Origin of the sequence: Pseudomonas sp. 22085, assembly GCF_052045815.1 — a bacterium.
Lineage (GTDB): Bacteria > Pseudomonadota > Gammaproteobacteria > Pseudomonadales > Pseudomonadaceae > Aquipseudomonas > Aquipseudomonas glycinae.
This window is the reverse complement of the sequence record NZ_JBQEQA010000003.1, coordinates 292,204-307,705: the sequence shown is the minus strand read 5'-3', so window position 1 is coordinate 307,705 and position 15,502 is coordinate 292,204. Positions and strand designations below refer to the sequence as shown.

The following is a 15,502-nucleotide window of genomic DNA, read 5'->3' as shown; positions in this document are numbered from 1 at the left end:
AGGCAGGGGCAGCGCTACTGCACCGGTTCTTCAATAAAAGCGGGCCGGTGCAGCTTGAAAAGGTCGCGCAGTGTAACGGCAAAAACGCCGATTGCTAAGTGCCAATCGGCGCCAATTTATGTGTTCTTTGCGACGTTGCTTTGCTGAGCCTTCAGATAACGTTTCAAGGCTGCCAGAGAGTCCGGGCAATAAGGCTTTTGCCGGATTTCCTGCATGACCTGCTCGACCGGAATGAAGCGCGCTTCGAGCACTTCTTCAGGCTGCAGGATCAGCGGCCCGTCCCACACCGCCGAAAACGCCGAACACCACAGACGATTGCCGGTGTCTTCGAAGTAGAAATGGTCGTGGGCCGTCAGCTCTACGCCACTCACGCCCAGCTCTTCTTCCAGTTCACGGGCCGCCGACTCGGCGTAGGTCTCGTGCGCCTGCACCATGCCGCCTGCTGCCACGTCCCAGTAACCGGGATAGATGGCTTTGCTCAACGTGCGCCGATGCACGCAGAGTTCACCGGCGGAGTTGAACAGCATGATGTAGGTGCCACGGCCGATCAGCCCGCGCTCGCGCAGGTCGGAACGTACCAGGGCGCCGAGCAGGTTGTCCTGCTCGTCGACCCAGGCGATCTGTTCGGCATCCGAGGCGGCGCGGTGGGCCGCCTCTCTGGCGCTCTCGTCCATGACTCAGCCCTGATTGAGCAGTTGACGCAAATCGATCACGGCCGCGTTGGCCCGGGAAATGTAGTTGGCCATGACCAGCGAGTGGTTGGCCAACACGCCGAAGCCGCTGCCGTTGAGGATCATCGGGCTCCAGATCGGCTCCTGGGAAGCTTCCAGCTCACGGATGATCTGACGCACGCTGACGGTCGCGTTCTTCTTGGCCAGCACGTCGGCGAAATCGACCTCGATCGCGCGCAGCAGGTGCGACAGCGCCCACGCCTGGCCACGGGCTTCATAGAACACGTTGTCGATCTGCATCCACGGGGTTTCGACCACTTCCTCGTCGACCTGCGGCACTTCACCCACCGCCGGCACTTCGGTTTTCAGCGCGGTGTTGAGCTTGACCCGGCCGACACTGGCCGACAGGCGTTGCGACAGCGAACCGAGACGGGTGCCGACATCGCCCAGCCAGTTGTTCAGGTTGTCGGCGCGGGCATAGAACAATGCGTTTTTCTGGGTCGGGTCGGACAGACGCGCCTGATAACGGCTCAGGGAATTGATGCCCTCCTGATATTCCGACTCGCTGGACGGCAGGACCCAACTCTTGTTGTCGAAGTTAAAGCGCGGCTCGGCCTTGGCCAGGTCGGCGTCTTCAGCCGATTGCGACTGCGAACGGGCGAAGTCCTTGCGCAGGGCACGGGTCAGGTCGCGCACCTGCACCAGCACGCCGTACTCCCAGCTCGGCATGTTGTCCATCCACAGACCCGGCGGGAAACGGTCGTTGGAAATGTAGCCGCCCGGCTTGTCGAGCAAAGTGCCGGCAACGGTTTTCAGGGTTTCGACGGTGGTGTAGCCGACCACCATCTGCTTGCCTTCCTTCTCGGCGGCAACCTGAGCGTTCTGCGCGACGGGAAACAGTGCCGGCTCCTGACTCCAGTACCAGCCCAGGCCAATGGTCACCAACAGATAAATGGCAACCAGCGTGGCCAGCGCCCGGCTGAACAACAGCCCGCCGACATAGCTGCGGGCGGCCGACTTGGGCTCGGCGGCACGTTCAGGCGCGCTGCCCGCGCGGTTCTTCCAGTCCAGCATGGCGATATCCTTTCAATCTTGGGTTCAACGGTTCGACCACAACCATACAACAACGTGCCTCGCCCCGGCACCCGCGATCAGGGTCGCGAAGAAAAACAGGCGGAGTTCGTCAGTGAACGAAAGGATAGACGCAGGCTTCAGACGTTGAAAATTCGCATTGAAATCTGCCGGGCATCGTCCGGCATGAACAGATGAGCAATGCCTTCGGCGTCAGTTCGGCGCTGGGTGGGGATCCCGTCAACTGTTGCAATGTAAGGCTGCTGCGGCAACGGTTCGCCGGTCATGCTCTCGACCAGACGATAAATGCGCGGCGTTCTGGTGGGCTGGGGCGGGGGGTTGTTCATCAAGTCGAGCACCGCCTGATCGAAGGCTGACTGGACGGTGGACCACTCGCCGTCATCGGCTTCGGCCCTGAGTAACAGCCACTCGCCACGTTCGATGTGCTCCAGCACTTCACTGTCCAGATCGAGCATCAGACCTGCCCGCAGTTGATCGAGACCTTCGAGGGATTGCCGCTCCAGCAGCACCTTGCAAACCCACTCCAGCGCCTGGTCCACCGGATAGACATGCAGGCGCTCGGTATCGGTCAGGTGCGAATGATGAACCAGCCTCATCCCAGGCTCTCGCTCTGCCACTCATCGGAGCCCATCGTCCGGCTGATCTCGTGCCGCCAGTAGATGCGGCGGTAGCTGAAGTGGACTTTTTCCCGCTGTGTCAGGTGTGACGTGGCGGGATCCTGACAGTCGGGCATAAAAACCTCGGTGCTGACGATCTGCGCGTCTTCCAGTTCAATCGTATAAAAGTGCTCCTGACTACCGTGGGCCGATGTTCGATAGAACTCCAGACAGCACTTGCTCAGCCGCTCACCGGAACACAGGGCGACCTGGATCAGCGGCGACGCTTTGTCGATGGTTTTGGTGATGACCAGCGGCTTGTGCATTCGCCGCCCGGCACCCGCGCCCTTGGGCAGGAGAATGCCGTGGCTGAAGGCCTGAACCATGATCTTGTCCTCACGTCCGTTCTGGTAGCTGTTGCCCACCGACGGTTCGGTGAAGGCACCGGCGCTGATCAGGCCCTGGCGGCTGCCAACAATGGTCATGAAGGCTGGGGTTGGCATGGTATTGCTCCTTGTTTGGGTTGCGGCGGGGGAAAGGGGTGGGGTTCTTCGTAGAGGTCTTCCGTTTCCTCGAATCTCCAGGGTTTGCTGAGCTCTAGAGTGATGAGATAGCGCTCCTGGTGGGGGTGTCTGGAATCGGCGAATCGTCCAAGAAACAACATCGCTTCGTACTGCTCGCCGGCCTTCCAGTAAGTGGTACCAGTCCGTACCCCCGGTCTTAGAAAGGCCCGCCACTCGGGGGTGTCCGCGATGGTGGGATTGTGCCGCGTCCCCATGGGTTTCCACCCTTTCGCGCACCATTGGGCTTGCAGATCGAGAACGACCTTCAAGGCATCTTCAATCAGCAACGGTTCGACCTGGGGAGACATACGAATATTACCGACCACGTCACCCTTGAAAGTGAACGTAAAGAACCGCGCCAGCGGCGTTTCGAAACCGTATTGCGGATCGACAAATCGCAGGCGCGCATCTGTCCTGGAAGCGCCACCCCAGACGCGCCTGCCAACATGGCCCCATATAACGAGGGGTGCAGTCGAATGGTCACGCATGTATTCATACGTTCCTCCAACGGACATGGCGATCACAGAATCGCCCCACAAAGGCTGTGTCAATTGACGTGCGGCAGCCACTGCCAAAACACCACAAAACCCCAGCCATGCCCAACAACGCCATCTGGACAGACAGGCACGCAAGCGCATCAAGCGCCCTCCAAGGCAGCAATCTCACGGATGGATTGCGCCAGTGCGTCTCTGTTGCTGTCATTGAGCATCTGGTGAAAACGGGCTGCGGCCCGCAGGACAAACGCCATTCGCTGATCGAGATCGGACAGATTCGCCAGCGGGTTGCGGCCAAAATCGATGGTGCGACCGTCATCGACCCGCTGACATTGACTGGAGAGGGTCAGCTCGATGGCCTGGGCTACACCGGAAGGGAAGCCGGTCACGTAAGAAAAATGGTTGCTACGCAGCAGCATTACCAATTGACGGTTTTCGTAGATGCTCGGCTGAAGAATGTTTTGCTGTTCGTGCCAGGCCAGATGCTGCACGCTTGAGGCAATGTTTCCCGCCTCAATGGCCTCGAAGGCATTCAAGACTTGTTCAAACGCCTTCCCAAATGGGAGCGTTTCCTGACTTACCGGCCAAAGCACGGGAAACTTTGCGTGCCCATAAATGCCTTCGCGTGCCCTCAAACACTTCTTCAACTCCGCCAACCCACGCACCGCATAAAACTGATGCAGCGGATAAACATCCAGAAACAGCGTGGTATTGCCCATCGCCATCATGTCGTACACATGCCGGAACTGTTGCTGCACCAATGACAGCTCTTCACCCGAAGTACGCAAATCCAGCGAAGGCAAAGGGTTGCGCGCCCTCGCCTCTTGGTAATCCCCCCAGTCCTCGGCCTGTCGGGGCATTTTGTCCGGAGTGAGCAGCCCGGACTCACGGCGCCCGTCCCGCATCCGCTGCCGCGCCTCATGCTCCTGGCGGATCAGCTCGATACTGTCCGCCGCATGCAGCAATCCACAACCGACCTGCTTGGACGCGAACGCCGCCAGCCCGGCCCACTGGAACCGCGAGTCATGCAGCCACAGTCGGGCATACGCGGCGTTGATCGCCCGGTTGCGCTGCACCGGATCGGCGATCAGCACGCCGTCAGGGGCGACGATGCTCTCCGCCTCCCGTTGATAGGCACGCCAAAGGCACTGGCACGTCAAAACCGGCACCTCGGTCACCCTCACCCGTTCGCCATACAACATCTCTTCATTGCACTCACAGTCGGCAACGGGCGTGATGTTGTGATTCAGGCGCTGGGCATCGCTGGAGTATTTGTTGAAACACTGAGTCATGTCCGGGCAAACATCCGGTAGGGGTTTCCCTGACCCTACCAGTGCAAAACCCTTGCGAAACCGATCTTGGGAAAAATCAGAAAGCCCTGACAGACGATGACCATCCAGTGCGGGGGAAGCGTCCTCAAAAGCCTTGGGAAACATCCTTTAAGGCCCGGTTCACGGGCACTTGAACGACGAGCCAGTCCCGGATGAAACCGACCAGTCAGAAACTGAATAGTGACGCACAGCAGATTATTGACGTACGACACTCATGTAAGGGAAAAGAGGTGCTAGCATAGAGCCACCAGTCGATCTCAGCATGCAGCCTAACTAGTAGTCAGGATATGACCGAGCCAGAAGACCCCAGCCGTGAGCGCCTCAAGCACCACTTTGCCCAGCGGGTAATTCATCAGGCACGTCAGATTCTTGAGATATGGCAGCGCCTGCAGCGCAGTGAGTGGTCCACTGCCGATCTCGCCGAACTGAGCGAGGCTAATCTGCGCCTGCTGCGTTTTGCCGAGCGCTTCGAACAGCCCGAACACACGCAACTGGCCCGCCACATCAGCCAGTCGCTGGAAGCGGTGGACGCCAATCGCGGACGCCTGAGCAGCGGCCTGATCACCGATCTCAACCGTTTGATGCAGCGCTTGTCGCGCACCGGCCTGCGCCATGGCGATCAGCTTGATCAAACCTTTTTGCCGCCGCTGCGCAAACCGATCTACGTGATGCTGCAGGATCACGACCGCGCCGAGCGGCTGGCCAAGCAGCTGGAGTTTTTCGGTCTGAGTGCCCAGGCGCTGGACAGCGTGTCGGCGTTTCGTTCGTCGATGGTCGAGCGCCTGCCGGCCGCGATTGTCATGGACGTGGATTTCAGCGGTGCCGGCGTCGGTCTGAAACTCGCCGCCGAAGCCCAGCAAGGTCTGGAAGAACCGCTGCCGCTGCTGTTCTTCAGCCTGCACGAAACCGACACCCCGACCCGCCTCGCGGCAGTGCGCGCCGGTGGCCAGGAATTTCTCACCGGTACCCTCGAAGCCTCGAGCCTGCTGGAGAAGATCGAAGTCCTGACCTGCGTCGCCCAGTACGAACCCTATAAAGTGCTGATCATCGACGACTCCCGCGCCCAGGCCCTGCACACCGAACGCCTGCTCAACAGCGCCGGGATCGTCACCCGCACCCTGATCGAACCGATTCAAGCGATGGCCGAGCTGGCGGACTTCCAGCCAGACCTGATCATCCTCGACATGTACATGCCGGCCTGCACCGGCACCGAGCTGGCCAAGGTCATCCGCCACAACGACCGCTACGTCAGCGTGCCGATCATTTACCTGTCGGCCGAAGACGATCTGGACAAGCAGCTCGACGCCATGAGCGAAGGTGGCGACGACTTCCTGACCAAGCCGATCAAGCCGCGCCACCTGATCACCACCGTGCGCAACCGCGCCGCCCGTGCGCGCAATCTCAAGGCACGGATGGTCCGCGACAGCCTCACTGGCCTCTACAACCACACGCACATTCTGCAATTGCTCGAAGACTGCTCGTTCCGCGCCCGCCGCGAGAACAAGCCGTTGAGCTTTGCCATGCTCGACATCGACCACTTCAAGCGGGTCAATGACAGCCACGGTCACCCCATGGGCGACCGGGTGATCAAGAGCCTGGCGCTGTTCCTCAAGCAGCGTCTGCGCAAGACCGATTTCATCGGCCGTTACGGCGGCGAAGAATTCGCCATCGTCATGCCGGACACCGATATAGAAGCGGCGCACAAAGTGCTCGACGAAATCCGCCAGCGCTTTGCCGAGATTCACTATCCGGCCCAGCCGCAGGATCTGTGGTGCACCTTCAGCGCCGGCGTGGTGGAGATGCACGACGACTCCGACAGCCTGATGATGGCCAGCCAGGCCGACGAGGCGCTGTACCGCGCCAAAGGCGAGGGACGCAATCGGGTGCAGACCGCTCGCGACTCAAAGCAAAGTGCCACTTTTTCATCGGATTCGACCCAAACGGTCATAACCGTGTAACAGAACCGCAATAAATTCAGGCGCTTACCATTCTGCCGTTGGTAGCCGTCATGCGCCTGAAGTTGCTCACCAATCTCAATACTCTGTTGCTGGTCGCCGTCTGCGTGGCCCTCGGCGCCACGCTGTGGTGGTCGCAAAAAGCCCTGGAGCGCCCGTATCTGTTGATGGAGCGTTACCTGGGACTGTCGCAGCGATTTCAGAATGACGTGGCACGCAACGTCGAGGATTACCTCGCCAGCGGCGACGCCCTGCGCCTGAGCAACGCCAGTCAGGCCATCGATGATTTGCAGAAAGAACTTGGTGAGCTGCCGCCCGCGCTGGCCGACACCTTGCGCCCCAGCCTCGCCGACCTCGATGGGTTCAGCAAGACCGACCTGCTGGCTGCCGGCAAACTGGCCGGCGATCCACAAGCCCTGTTGTTGCAGGCCGAGCGCGAATTGAGCGCCAGCCTCGATCAACTCAGCACCTACGCCGGCGGCAATGCGACTTACCTGACACCCCTGCTGGTTGCCTCTCAACATCTGGGCAAACTATCGCTGGCCCGAGACAAACTGGTCAGCAGCGGACGCAGTGAACTGGCCGCCGATGTCGAGCGCGAAGTCAGCAACATCCGCGCCCAGGCCCAGACAATCGACGCCCTGCCCTTGCTCGGCGTGGTCGCCAGCAGTGAATCCGGCAGCGACGATTTCGCCGCGATGATGGGCATCGAAAGCACAGCAAAAGCCGCCGCCGAAGACGCCGGTGTCGGCCTCAAACGCGAACTCAACAGTCTGCTCGGTCGTTACCCGGCGGAACTGGCGCGCACCCGCGAGCAGATCCAGAAACGCACCGACCTGAGCACCGCGACCCACCAGAAAATCGCCGCCGTGCAGCAAGCCATCGCCGGCCTCGAACCGGTGGTACGCGCCCAGCACGGGCAAATCCAGGGTGAAGTCCGCCTGATGCAAGGCGTGATGATCGGTCTGATTCTGCTGATCGCGCTGCTGATCGACACGCTGCAACGACGCCTCGCCCGCACCCTGACCAACCTCGCGCCGGCGCTGTCGACCTGGGCCGAAGGCGACTTCAGCCGCGACATTCATCTGGGCAAAACCAACCGCGAACTGCACGACATCGAAGCCTCGCTCAATCGCCTGCGCGCCTATCTGGTGGATCTGGTCGGGACCATTCGCGGCAATGCCGAGCAAGTGGCCGGCAGCAGCCGCACCCTCGCCGAACTGAGCAACGACTTGCACAGCGGCGCCGAACATCAGGCCGGTGACACCGCGCTGATCCGTGATTCCCTCGGCGAACTGGAAGCGACCATCCAGCAAGTGGCCGGCGATGCGCGCCAGGCCGCCGACGCCAGTCGCCATGCCGGGCTGGCGGTCGAACACGGGCAACAAGTGATCGGCCAGAGCCTCACCGGCCTGCACGCGCTGGTTGGCGAAGTGCAGGGCAATGCACAGATGATCGAACACCTGGCCGAAGAGTCGGCAACCATCGGCGGCGTGCTGACGGTGATCCGCTCGATTGCCGACCAGACCAACCTGCTGGCGCTCAACGCGGCGATCGAAGCCGCCCGCGCCGGGGAAATGGGCCGCGGGTTTGCCGTGGTGGCCGAGGAAGTGCGCTCGCTGGCGCAGCGCACCGCCGGCGCCACCGCCGAAATCCAGACCCTGATCGCCGGCCTGCAAACCGCCGCCCGGCAATCGGTCGAGGGCATGCGCGCGCAGGTCGAACACGCCGAGGCCACGGCCAGTCAGGCGCAATCGGCGGACGGTGCGCTGGACAAGATTGTCGGCGCGATCCAGACCATCTCCGACACCGCGATCCGCATCGCCGACATCACCGCGCAACAGAGCGGTGCGGTCAGCGAGATCCGCGATCACAGCGAACGGATTCACCAATTGGGCGGGGACAATCTGCTGCGCATCGGCCAAGGCCGCGAGCAGGGCGAGAACCTGCTGTTGCTGGGCGGTCAACTGCACACCGCCGTGCAGGCGTTCCGCGTCTGACACACAGCTCAGGGCCAAGTCCGCTATCATTCCCGCACCTTTGATTCGCGAGATTGTCATGCGCCGTCTGCTCTGCCTGCTGTTTTTCATCTTCGCCCTGCCGGCCGGCGCCGCCGGTCTGTTCGACAGCAAACCCAGCGCCACGCTGGGCTCGGTCAACAACAGCGCCGATTTCCTGCCGGTGCGCGAAGCCTTTCAACTGAGCCTGGTCGAGAGCACACCGCAATCGGTCAAACTGCGCTTCGTCGCCACCGAAGGCTATTACCTCTACCGCCATCGCTTCCAGTTCCGTGCCGAACCTGCCGAGGTAAAACCTGGCGCCGCACAAATGCCCCAAGGCGAGCAGAAACACGACGAGTATTTCGGCGACGTCGAGGTCTACCACGGCATTCTCGATGTGGAGCTGCCACGCAATGATGCCCGTGCCTTCACGCTGGCCGTCACCTATCAGGGCTGTGCCGACAAGGGCTTGTGCTATCCACCGGAAACCGAGCGCCTGAGCATCGAGGGCGATGCAGCGGCAAGTGACGCGTCCACTCCGGTGACCGGTTGGGACTGGCGTGATCTGGCGCTGTTCTTCCTGGCGGGCCTGGGCCTGACCTTCACACCTTGCGTATTGCCGATGCTGCCGATTCTGTCCGGCGTGGTGTTGCGCGGGCAGGTCGGCGGTTTGCGTGGCTTTAACCTTTCCCTGGCTTATGTGCTGCCGATGGCCGCGTGCTTCGCGCTGCTCGGCGCATTGATGGGGCTGTTCGGCGCGCAACTGAATTTGCAGGCGCGGCTGCAATCGGCGTGGGTGCTGGTGCCGTTCGCGATGTTCTTTGCGGTGTTCGCGCTGGCGATGTTCGGCGTATTCGAGCTGAAACTGCCGCACTTCATCAGCAGCCGCCTCGACCGGATCGCCGGGCGCACCGAAGGCGGCTCGCTGTGGGGCGCGGCGGTGTTGGGCGTGGTGTCGAGTCTGCTGGTCTCGCCGTGCGTTTCCGCACCGCTGGCCGGCGCACTGCTTTATATCAGCGCCAGCGGCGATGCGCTGGGCGGTGGCCTGAAGCTGTTCATGCTCGGCCTGGGCATGGGCGCGCCGCTGTTGCTGGTGGCCACTGGCGGCGCGGCGTGGCTGCCGAAAAGCGGGCCGTGGATGATGTACGTGAAGAACGGCATCGGCGTGTTGCTGCTCGGGCTGGCGATCGGTTTGCTCGGCCGGGTACTGCCGGGGCAGATCACGTTGCTGCTGATCGGCTTGCTGGCCGGTGGCGTCGGACTGTTTCTCGGCGCTCTGGAATTCGTCTACAAACCGCCGCGCAAACGCCTCGGCCAGTTGCTCGGCATGTTCCTGCTGTTTTATGCGCTGGCCTGCTGGTACGGCGCGTTCAGCGGGCAGACCGACCCGCTGAACCCGATAGCCGCGGCGCGGCTTGCCGACAGCGGCTCGACCGCGCAGAACAGCGGTTCGTGGCAGACCGTCAGCACCCCGGCGGAACTGGATCGGGTGCTGCTCGAGGCGAAAACCGCCGGCACCCCGCTGCTGCTCGACTGGTATGCCGACTGGTGCATCAGCTGCAAAGTCATTGAACACGAAGTACTCAATGACGCCACGGTGGTGGAGCGGCTCAAGGGCTATCGGCTGATCCGCTTCGATATCACCGCCAGCAATGCCGAACAGCGCACCCTGCTCGACCGCTACAGCCTGTTCGGCCCACCGGCGCTGATGTTCTTCGGCAAGGACGGGGTGGAACGTCGCGATGTGCGGGTGATCGGCGAGATCAACGCCAGCGACTTCGCCAAACGTGTCGCCAAAGCGAATGACCGGATTTAATCAGTCAGTCACATATTTTGCGCAAACATCGGTCATCGTGCTGGCTATTGCAGAGAACTGGACAGTCACAAAGTCTTTGCGGCATAGTCGCCGGGTTCTGACGAAGGCTCACCCATAACAAGGAACACGCAGATGGCAACGCTACTGGTGCTGCACGGCCCCAACCTGAACCTGCTCGGCACCCGGGAACCGGGGACCTACGGGTCGACCACCCTGGCGCAGATCAATCAGGATCTGGAACGCCGCGCCCGTGAAGCCGGCCACCATCTGCTGTATCTGCAAAGCAATGCCGAGTACGAATTGATCGATCGCATCCACGCCGCACGCGGCGAGGGCGTGGACTTCATTCTGATCAACCCGGCAGCATTTACACACACAAGTGTCGCATTACGTGACGCGCTGCTGGGAGTGAGCATCCCATTCATCGAAGTGCATTTGTCCAACGTGCACAAACGCGAACCTTTCCGCCATCACTCCTACTTCTCCGATGTAGCGGTAGGAGTGATCTGCGGCCTTGGCGCCAGCGGTTACCGACTGGCCCTGGAGGCTGCACTAGAGCAGCTTGAACACCAAGCTAAACGCCCCTGACCGACCCTTGGGAGTTGATGATTCATGGATATCCGTAAAGTTAAGAAACTGATCGAATTGCTGGAAGAGTCCGGCATCGACGAGCTCGAGATCAAGGAAGGCGAAGAGTCCGTACGCATCAGCCGTCACAGCAAGACCCCGGCGCAGCAGTACTACGCTCCGGCTCCGATGCAGGCTCCGGCCGCTGCACCTGCCGCCGCTGCCGCTCCGGTTGCTGCTGCAGCCGCCGCTCCAGCTGCCGCTGCTGCGCCAGCGCTGAACGGCACCGTTGCCCGTTCGCCGATGGTCGGCACCTTCTATCGCAAATCTTCGCCAACCTCGCCGTCCTTCGTTGAAGTCGGCCAGACCGTGAAGAAAGGCGACACCCTGTGCATCGTCGAAGCCATGAAGATGATGAACCACATCGAAGCTGAAACCAGCGGTGTGATCGAGTCCATCCTCGTCGAAGACGGCCAGCCGGTTGAGTACGACCAACCGCTGTTCACCATCGTTTGAACTGCGGAGAGCCTTTGATGACTGCGAAGTTGGAAAAAGTTCTGATCGCTAACCGCGGTGAGATCGCCCTGCGGATTCTGCGTGCCTGCAAAGAGATGGGCATCAAGACCGTCGCCGTTTACTCCAAGGCCGACAAAGAGCTGATGCACCTGGGTCTGGCAGACGAATCCGTCTGCATCGGCCCGGCTTCTGCCGCGCACTCCTACCTGCACATCCCGGCAATCATTGCGGCCGCTGAAGTGACTGGCGCTACCGCCATTCACCCAGGCTACGGTTTCCTCGCGGAAAACGCCGACTTTGCCGAGCAGGTCGAGAACTCCGGCTTCGCCTTCATCGGCCCGAAAGCCGAAACCATTCGCCTGATGGGCGACAAGGTATCGGCCAAGCACGCGATGATCGAAGCGGGCGTGCCAACCGTTCCAGGTTCCGACGGCCCGCTGCCGGAAGACGAGGAAACGGCGCTGCGCATCGGTCGTGAAGTCGGCTATCCGGTGATCATCAAGGCCGCTGGCGGCGGTGGTGGTCGCGGCATGCGTGTGGTGCACAAGGAAGAAGACCTGATCGCCTCGGCAAAGCTGACCCGCTCCGAAGCAGGCGCGGCGTTCGGCAACCCGATGGTCTATCTGGAAAAATTCCTGACCAATCCGCGTCACGTCGAAGTGCAGGTTCTGTCCGACGGCCAGGGCAACGCCATCCATCTGGGCGACCGCGATTGCTCGCTGCAACGCCGTCACCAGAAAGTTCTCGAAGAAGCACCGGCACCGGACATCGACGAGAACGCGCGCAAGGAAGTCCTGGCCCGCTGCGTCAAGGCGTGCATCGACATCGGCTACCGTGGCGCCGGCACCTTCGAGTTCCTGTACGAGAACGGTCGTTTCTACTTCATCGAAATGAACACCCGTGTTCAGGTGGAGCACCCGGTTTCGGAAATGGTCACCGGTATCGACATCGTCAAGGAGATGCTCAGCATCGCCGCTGGCAACAAGCTGTCGTATACCCAGGATGATGTGGTCATCCGCGGTCACTCGCTGGAATGCCGGATCAACGCCGAAGACCCGAAAACCTTCATGCCGAGCCCGGGCACGGTCAAGCATTTCCACGCTCCAGGCGGCAACGGCGTTCGCGTCGATTCGCACCTGTACAGCGGTTATGCCGTTCCGCCGAACTACGACTCGCTGATCGGCAAGCTGATCACTTACGGCGCAACCCGCGACGAAGCCATGGCGCGCATGCGCAATGCCCTGGACGAAATCGTGGTCGACGGGATCAAGACCAACATCCCGCTGCACCGTGATCTGACCCGCGACGAAGGCTTCTGCAAAGGGGGCGTGAACATTCACTACCTCGAGCACAAGCTGGCTGGCGACAAGCACTAAGCTTCAGCCCGCACCTGACAAGGCCGCCTTCGGGCGGCTTTGTTGTTTCCGAAGGTTTCATCTGCTCACACATTCCCCGCTCCCACAAAACCGTCGCGCTCGCGTAAACTTGCGCGCTTCTCGCAGGCCGCTAGGCTGCAATCAATCTTTTTCACAGGTGCCCGCCATGCCTTGGCTGCAAGTCCGTCTCGCCATCAGCCCGGAACAAGCCGAAACCTACGAAGACGCTTTCCTTGAAGTGGGCGCCGTTTCGGTGACCTTCATGGACGCCGAAGACCAGCCGATCTTCGAGCCGGAACTCAACACCACCCCGCTGTGGGCACACACCCACCTGCTGGCCCTGTTCGAGGGCGGCACCGAAGCCGCCCCGGTACTGGCCCATCTGGAACTGCTGACCGGCAGCCCGCTGCCCGAGCACCACAGCGAAGTCATCGAAGACCAGGACTGGGAACGCAGCTGGATGGACGGTTTCCAGCCGATGCGTTTCGGCCAGCGGCTGTGGATCGTGCCGAGCTGGCACGCCGCACCGGAGCCGGACGCGGTCAACCTGCTGCTGGATCCGGGCCTGGCGTTCGGTACCGGCACCCACCCGACCACCGCCCTGTGCCTGGAATGGCTGGACGGCCAGGACCTGAAAGACTGCAACGTGCTGGACTTCGGCTGCGGCTCGGGGATTCTGGCGATTGCCGCCCTGCTGCTCGGCGCGAAAGAAGCCGTGGGTACCGACATCGACGTGCAGGCACTCGAAGCCTCCCGCGACAACGCCGGCCGCAACAATATCGCTGACGAACTGTTCCCGCTGTACCTGCCGGAAGACCTGCCGCAGGTCAAAGCCGACGTGCTGGTGGCCAACATTCTGGCCGGCCCACTGGTTTCCCTGGCGCCGCAACTGTCCGGCCTGGTCAAGTCCGGTGGGCGTCTGGCACTGTCCGGGATCCTCGCCGAACAAGGTGACGAAGTTGCCGCCGCCTACGCGCAGGACTTCGATCTCGATCCGATCGCCAATCGTGATGGCTGGGTGCGCATCACCGGCCGTCGGCGCTAGAATGACCGCCTGCTCAATCCGGATCGCCGCATGACCGACAGCTTCGTCACCCAGTGCCCGCATTGCCAAACCAGTTTCCGCGTCAGCCACGCTCAGTTGAGCGTGGCCCGCGGGGTGGTTCGTTGCGGCTCCTGCCTGCAAGTGTTCAATGCCGCCAAGCAATTGCTGGAGCAACACGCAGGCAAGGAAGCGGTCACGCCGGTGGCGCCGTCAATCAGCGAGCCACCGCCGATCAGCGAACCTGCGCCTGTCGAGCCACCGGCCATCGTCGAAACGCCCGAGCCGCGCGCCATCAGCCAGAAGCAATGGAGCGCCGCCGAGCTGGATCTGGACACTCTGGATCTGGACGAAGAACTGGCCCGCCTCGAGCAACGGGAAATCCAGCCGACCACCGAGTTCGGCCGCCCACGCGAAGACGCCCTGAGCGCTCGCCGCGACAGCCACGAACCGGAAGACACGACGTGGCCGGACAGCCTGTTCAGCGAGCCGGCGGATGAGCGCGCACCCGAAGTCGAAGATGAACCCGAGGCCATCGAGCTTGAGCCGATTCGACCGGAGCGCACCGAACCGTCGCTCTCGCTGGAGCCGGTAGATCTCGATGACGAACCGCCGATCCCGCAACTGCGCCTGCACGATCCGATCGACCCGAATGCGCGCCGCGAACGCCTGTCGGCAAGTGACGAAGTCGACGACGAACTGCCATTGATCGAACCTGCGCGCAAAAAACGCGAACGTGCCGAAACCAGTGTTCGCGCCGAAGCCTTGCAGGACCTGACCGACGATCCGCTGCAACTGGACTGGCAGAAACGCCGCTCCCCATGGGGCCGTCGTCTGCTCTGGCTATTGCTGATCGTGCTGGCCGCCGCTGGCCTGGGCGGACAGTACATCGCCTATCACTTCGATGAACTGGCTCGCCAGGATCAATACCGGCCCTGGTTCCAGCAACTGTGCCCGCAAATTGGCTGCACGGTGCCGTCCAAGGTGGATATCGCCAAAATCAAGAGCAGCAACCTGGTGGTGCGCAGTCACCCGGAATTCAGCGGTGCGCTGGTGGTGGACGCGATCATTTATAACCGCGCACCGTTCTCGCAACCGTTTCCGCTGCTGGAGCTGCGCTTCGCCGACCTCAACGGCCACCTGATCGCCAGTCGTCGCTTCAAACCCGGCGAATACCTCAACGGCGACCTCGAAGGCATGGCGGAAATGCCGCCGCAGACGCCGATCCACATCGCCCTCGACATTCTCGATCCAGGACCGAAAGCCGTGAACTACAGCCTGAGTTTCCACTCGCCCGAGTGAAACGCTGCGCCGCTCCCGGATTGACGGCAGTTTTCTGACTGCGCGCCGCGCGACCAAACCGGCGGTAATAACAGAATAACTGTTCAGATTTTGTTCAATTCAGCCTTTATCCAGTCATCGAGAGCGGGTATCATGCCAACCCTTTTTCGAACTCTCATGATCCGGCCCCACTTCAGGGAAG

Annotated in this window: 13 protein-coding genes and 1 pseudogene; 8 read left to right on the top strand and 6 right to left on the bottom strand. The window is 61.7% G+C overall.

Annotated features, from left to right (window positions below; all coding sequences use genetic code 11):
- Positions 1-116: 116 nt before the first annotated feature.
- The 6 genes from ACTJK7_RS05230 to ACTJK7_RS05205 all read right to left on the bottom strand — a co-directional run bounded on the left by ACTJK7_RS05230 (position 117) and on the right by ACTJK7_RS05205 (position 4,708).
- Positions 117-674, bottom strand: a complete 558-nt coding sequence (locus ACTJK7_RS05230) for an NUDIX hydrolase (protein WP_064379226.1) — start codon at positions 672-674, stop codon at positions 117-119.
- Positions 675-677: 3 nt separating this feature from the next.
- Entirely contained in the window at positions 678-1,745 is a 1,068-nt protein-coding gene (locus ACTJK7_RS05225) for a DUF2333 family protein (protein WP_064379224.1), read from the bottom strand.
- 137 nt (positions 1,746-1,882) lie between these two features.
- Complete coding sequence (locus ACTJK7_RS05220; protein ID WP_064379222.1) at positions 1,883-2,359, bottom strand: hypothetical protein; 477 nt, start codon at positions 2,357-2,359, stop codon at positions 1,883-1,885.
- Positions 2,356-2,862: an Hcp family type VI secretion system effector gene (locus ACTJK7_RS05215; RefSeq protein ID WP_064379220.1), complete on the bottom strand. Its 507-nt coding sequence runs from the start codon at positions 2,860-2,862 to the stop codon at positions 2,356-2,358. The genes ACTJK7_RS05220 and ACTJK7_RS05215 overlap by 4 nt, the downstream gene beginning before the upstream one ends.
- On the bottom strand, positions 2,841-3,560 hold the full coding sequence (locus tag ACTJK7_RS05210; protein WP_108559422.1) for a hypothetical protein: 720 nt from the start codon (positions 3,558-3,560) through the stop codon (positions 2,841-2,843). Before ACTJK7_RS05210 ends, ACTJK7_RS05215 begins: the two co-directional genes overlap by 22 nt.
- A complete protein-coding gene (locus ACTJK7_RS05205; RefSeq protein WP_323151145.1) occupies positions 3,560-4,708 on the bottom strand; it encodes a DUF2515 family protein in 1,149 nt (382 codons plus the stop codon). The genes ACTJK7_RS05210 and ACTJK7_RS05205 overlap by 1 nt, the downstream gene beginning before the upstream one ends.
- A 326-nt stretch (positions 4,709-5,034) precedes the next feature.
- Here ACTJK7_RS05205 and gcbA point away from each other — a divergent pair, with 326 nt between their 5' ends.
- The 8 genes and pseudogenes from gcbA (at position 5,035) to ACTJK7_RS05165 (ending at position 15,321) form a co-directional block, all read left to right on the top strand.
- Entirely contained in the window at positions 5,035-6,705 is a 1,671-nt protein-coding gene (gene gcbA / locus ACTJK7_RS05200) for a diguanylate cyclase GcbA (protein ID WP_064379216.1), read from the top strand.
- Between the two features lie 1,490 nt (positions 6,706-8,195).
- Positions 8,196-8,702, top strand: a pseudogene (locus ACTJK7_RS05195) (methyl-accepting chemotaxis protein); the annotation flags it as partial.
- Positions 8,703-8,760: 58 nt separating this feature from the next.
- Positions 8,761-10,518, top strand: coding sequence for a protein-disulfide reductase DsbD (locus ACTJK7_RS05190; protein ID WP_440779937.1), 1,758 nt, complete (start codon positions 8,761-8,763; stop codon positions 10,516-10,518).
- Positions 10,519-10,650: 132 nt separating this feature from the next.
- Entirely contained in the window at positions 10,651-11,106 is a 456-nt protein-coding gene (gene aroQ / locus ACTJK7_RS05185; RefSeq protein ID WP_011332265.1) for a type II 3-dehydroquinate dehydratase, read from the top strand.
- 24 nt (positions 11,107-11,130) lie between these two features.
- The gene (gene accB, locus ACTJK7_RS05180) at positions 11,131-11,601 is read left to right on the top strand and encodes an acetyl-CoA carboxylase biotin carboxyl carrier protein (RefSeq protein ID WP_064379210.1); all 471 of its coding nucleotides are present in this window, start codon (positions 11,131-11,133) and stop codon (positions 11,599-11,601) included.
- A gap of 17 nt (positions 11,602-11,618) precedes the next feature.
- Entirely contained in the window at positions 11,619-12,977 is a 1,359-nt protein-coding gene (accC, locus tag ACTJK7_RS05175) for an acetyl-CoA carboxylase biotin carboxylase subunit (RefSeq protein WP_064379208.1), read from the top strand.
- A 166-nt stretch (positions 12,978-13,143) separates the two neighbouring features.
- Complete coding sequence (gene prmA / locus ACTJK7_RS05170; protein ID WP_007951025.1) at positions 13,144-14,022, top strand: 50S ribosomal protein L11 methyltransferase; 879 nt, start codon at positions 13,144-13,146, stop codon at positions 14,020-14,022.
- A 30-nt stretch (positions 14,023-14,052) separates the two neighbouring features.
- Positions 14,053-15,321 (top strand): DUF3426 domain-containing protein, encoded by a 1,269-nt coding sequence (locus ACTJK7_RS05165; RefSeq protein ID WP_108559411.1) that lies wholly within the window; start codon positions 14,053-14,055, stop codon positions 15,319-15,321.
- The last annotated feature ends 181 nt before the right edge of the window (positions 15,322-15,502 follow it).

Excerpts from the sequence above, each read along its gene's own strand:
- ACTJK7_RS05230 (WP_064379226.1), bottom strand. The coding sequence starts at position 674 with ATGGACGAGAGCGCCAGAGAGGCGGCCCACCGCGCCGCCTCGGATGCC.
- ACTJK7_RS05225 (WP_064379224.1), bottom strand. The coding sequence starts at position 1,745 with ATGCTGGACTGGAAGAACCGCGCGGGCAGCGCGCCTGAACGTGCCGCC.
- ACTJK7_RS05220 (WP_064379222.1), bottom strand. The coding sequence starts at position 2,359 with ATGAGGCTGGTTCATCATTCGCACCTGACCGATACCGAGCGCCTGCAT.
- ACTJK7_RS05215 (WP_064379220.1), bottom strand. The coding sequence starts at position 2,862 with ATGCCAACCCCAGCCTTCATGACCATTGTTGGCAGCCGCCAGGGCCTG.
- ACTJK7_RS05210 (WP_108559422.1), bottom strand. The coding sequence starts at position 3,560 with ATGCGCTTGCGTGCCTGTCTGTCCAGATGGCGTTGTTGGGCATGGCTG.
- ACTJK7_RS05205 (WP_323151145.1), bottom strand. The coding sequence starts at position 4,708 with ATGACTCAGTGTTTCAACAAATACTCCAGCGATGCCCAGCGCCTGAAT.
- gcbA (WP_064379216.1), top strand. The coding sequence starts at position 5,035 with ATGACCGAGCCAGAAGACCCCAGCCGTGAGCGCCTCAAGCACCACTTT.
- ACTJK7_RS05190 (WP_440779937.1), top strand. The coding sequence starts at position 8,761 with ATGCGCCGTCTGCTCTGCCTGCTGTTTTTCATCTTCGCCCTGCCGGCC.
- aroQ (WP_011332265.1), top strand. The coding sequence starts at position 10,651 with ATGGCAACGCTACTGGTGCTGCACGGCCCCAACCTGAACCTGCTCGGC.
- accB (WP_064379210.1), top strand. The coding sequence starts at position 11,131 with ATGGATATCCGTAAAGTTAAGAAACTGATCGAATTGCTGGAAGAGTCC.
- accC (WP_064379208.1), top strand. The coding sequence starts at position 11,619 with ATGACTGCGAAGTTGGAAAAAGTTCTGATCGCTAACCGCGGTGAGATC.
- prmA (WP_007951025.1), top strand. The coding sequence starts at position 13,144 with ATGCCTTGGCTGCAAGTCCGTCTCGCCATCAGCCCGGAACAAGCCGAA.
- ACTJK7_RS05165 (WP_108559411.1), top strand. The coding sequence starts at position 14,053 with ATGACCGACAGCTTCGTCACCCAGTGCCCGCATTGCCAAACCAGTTTC.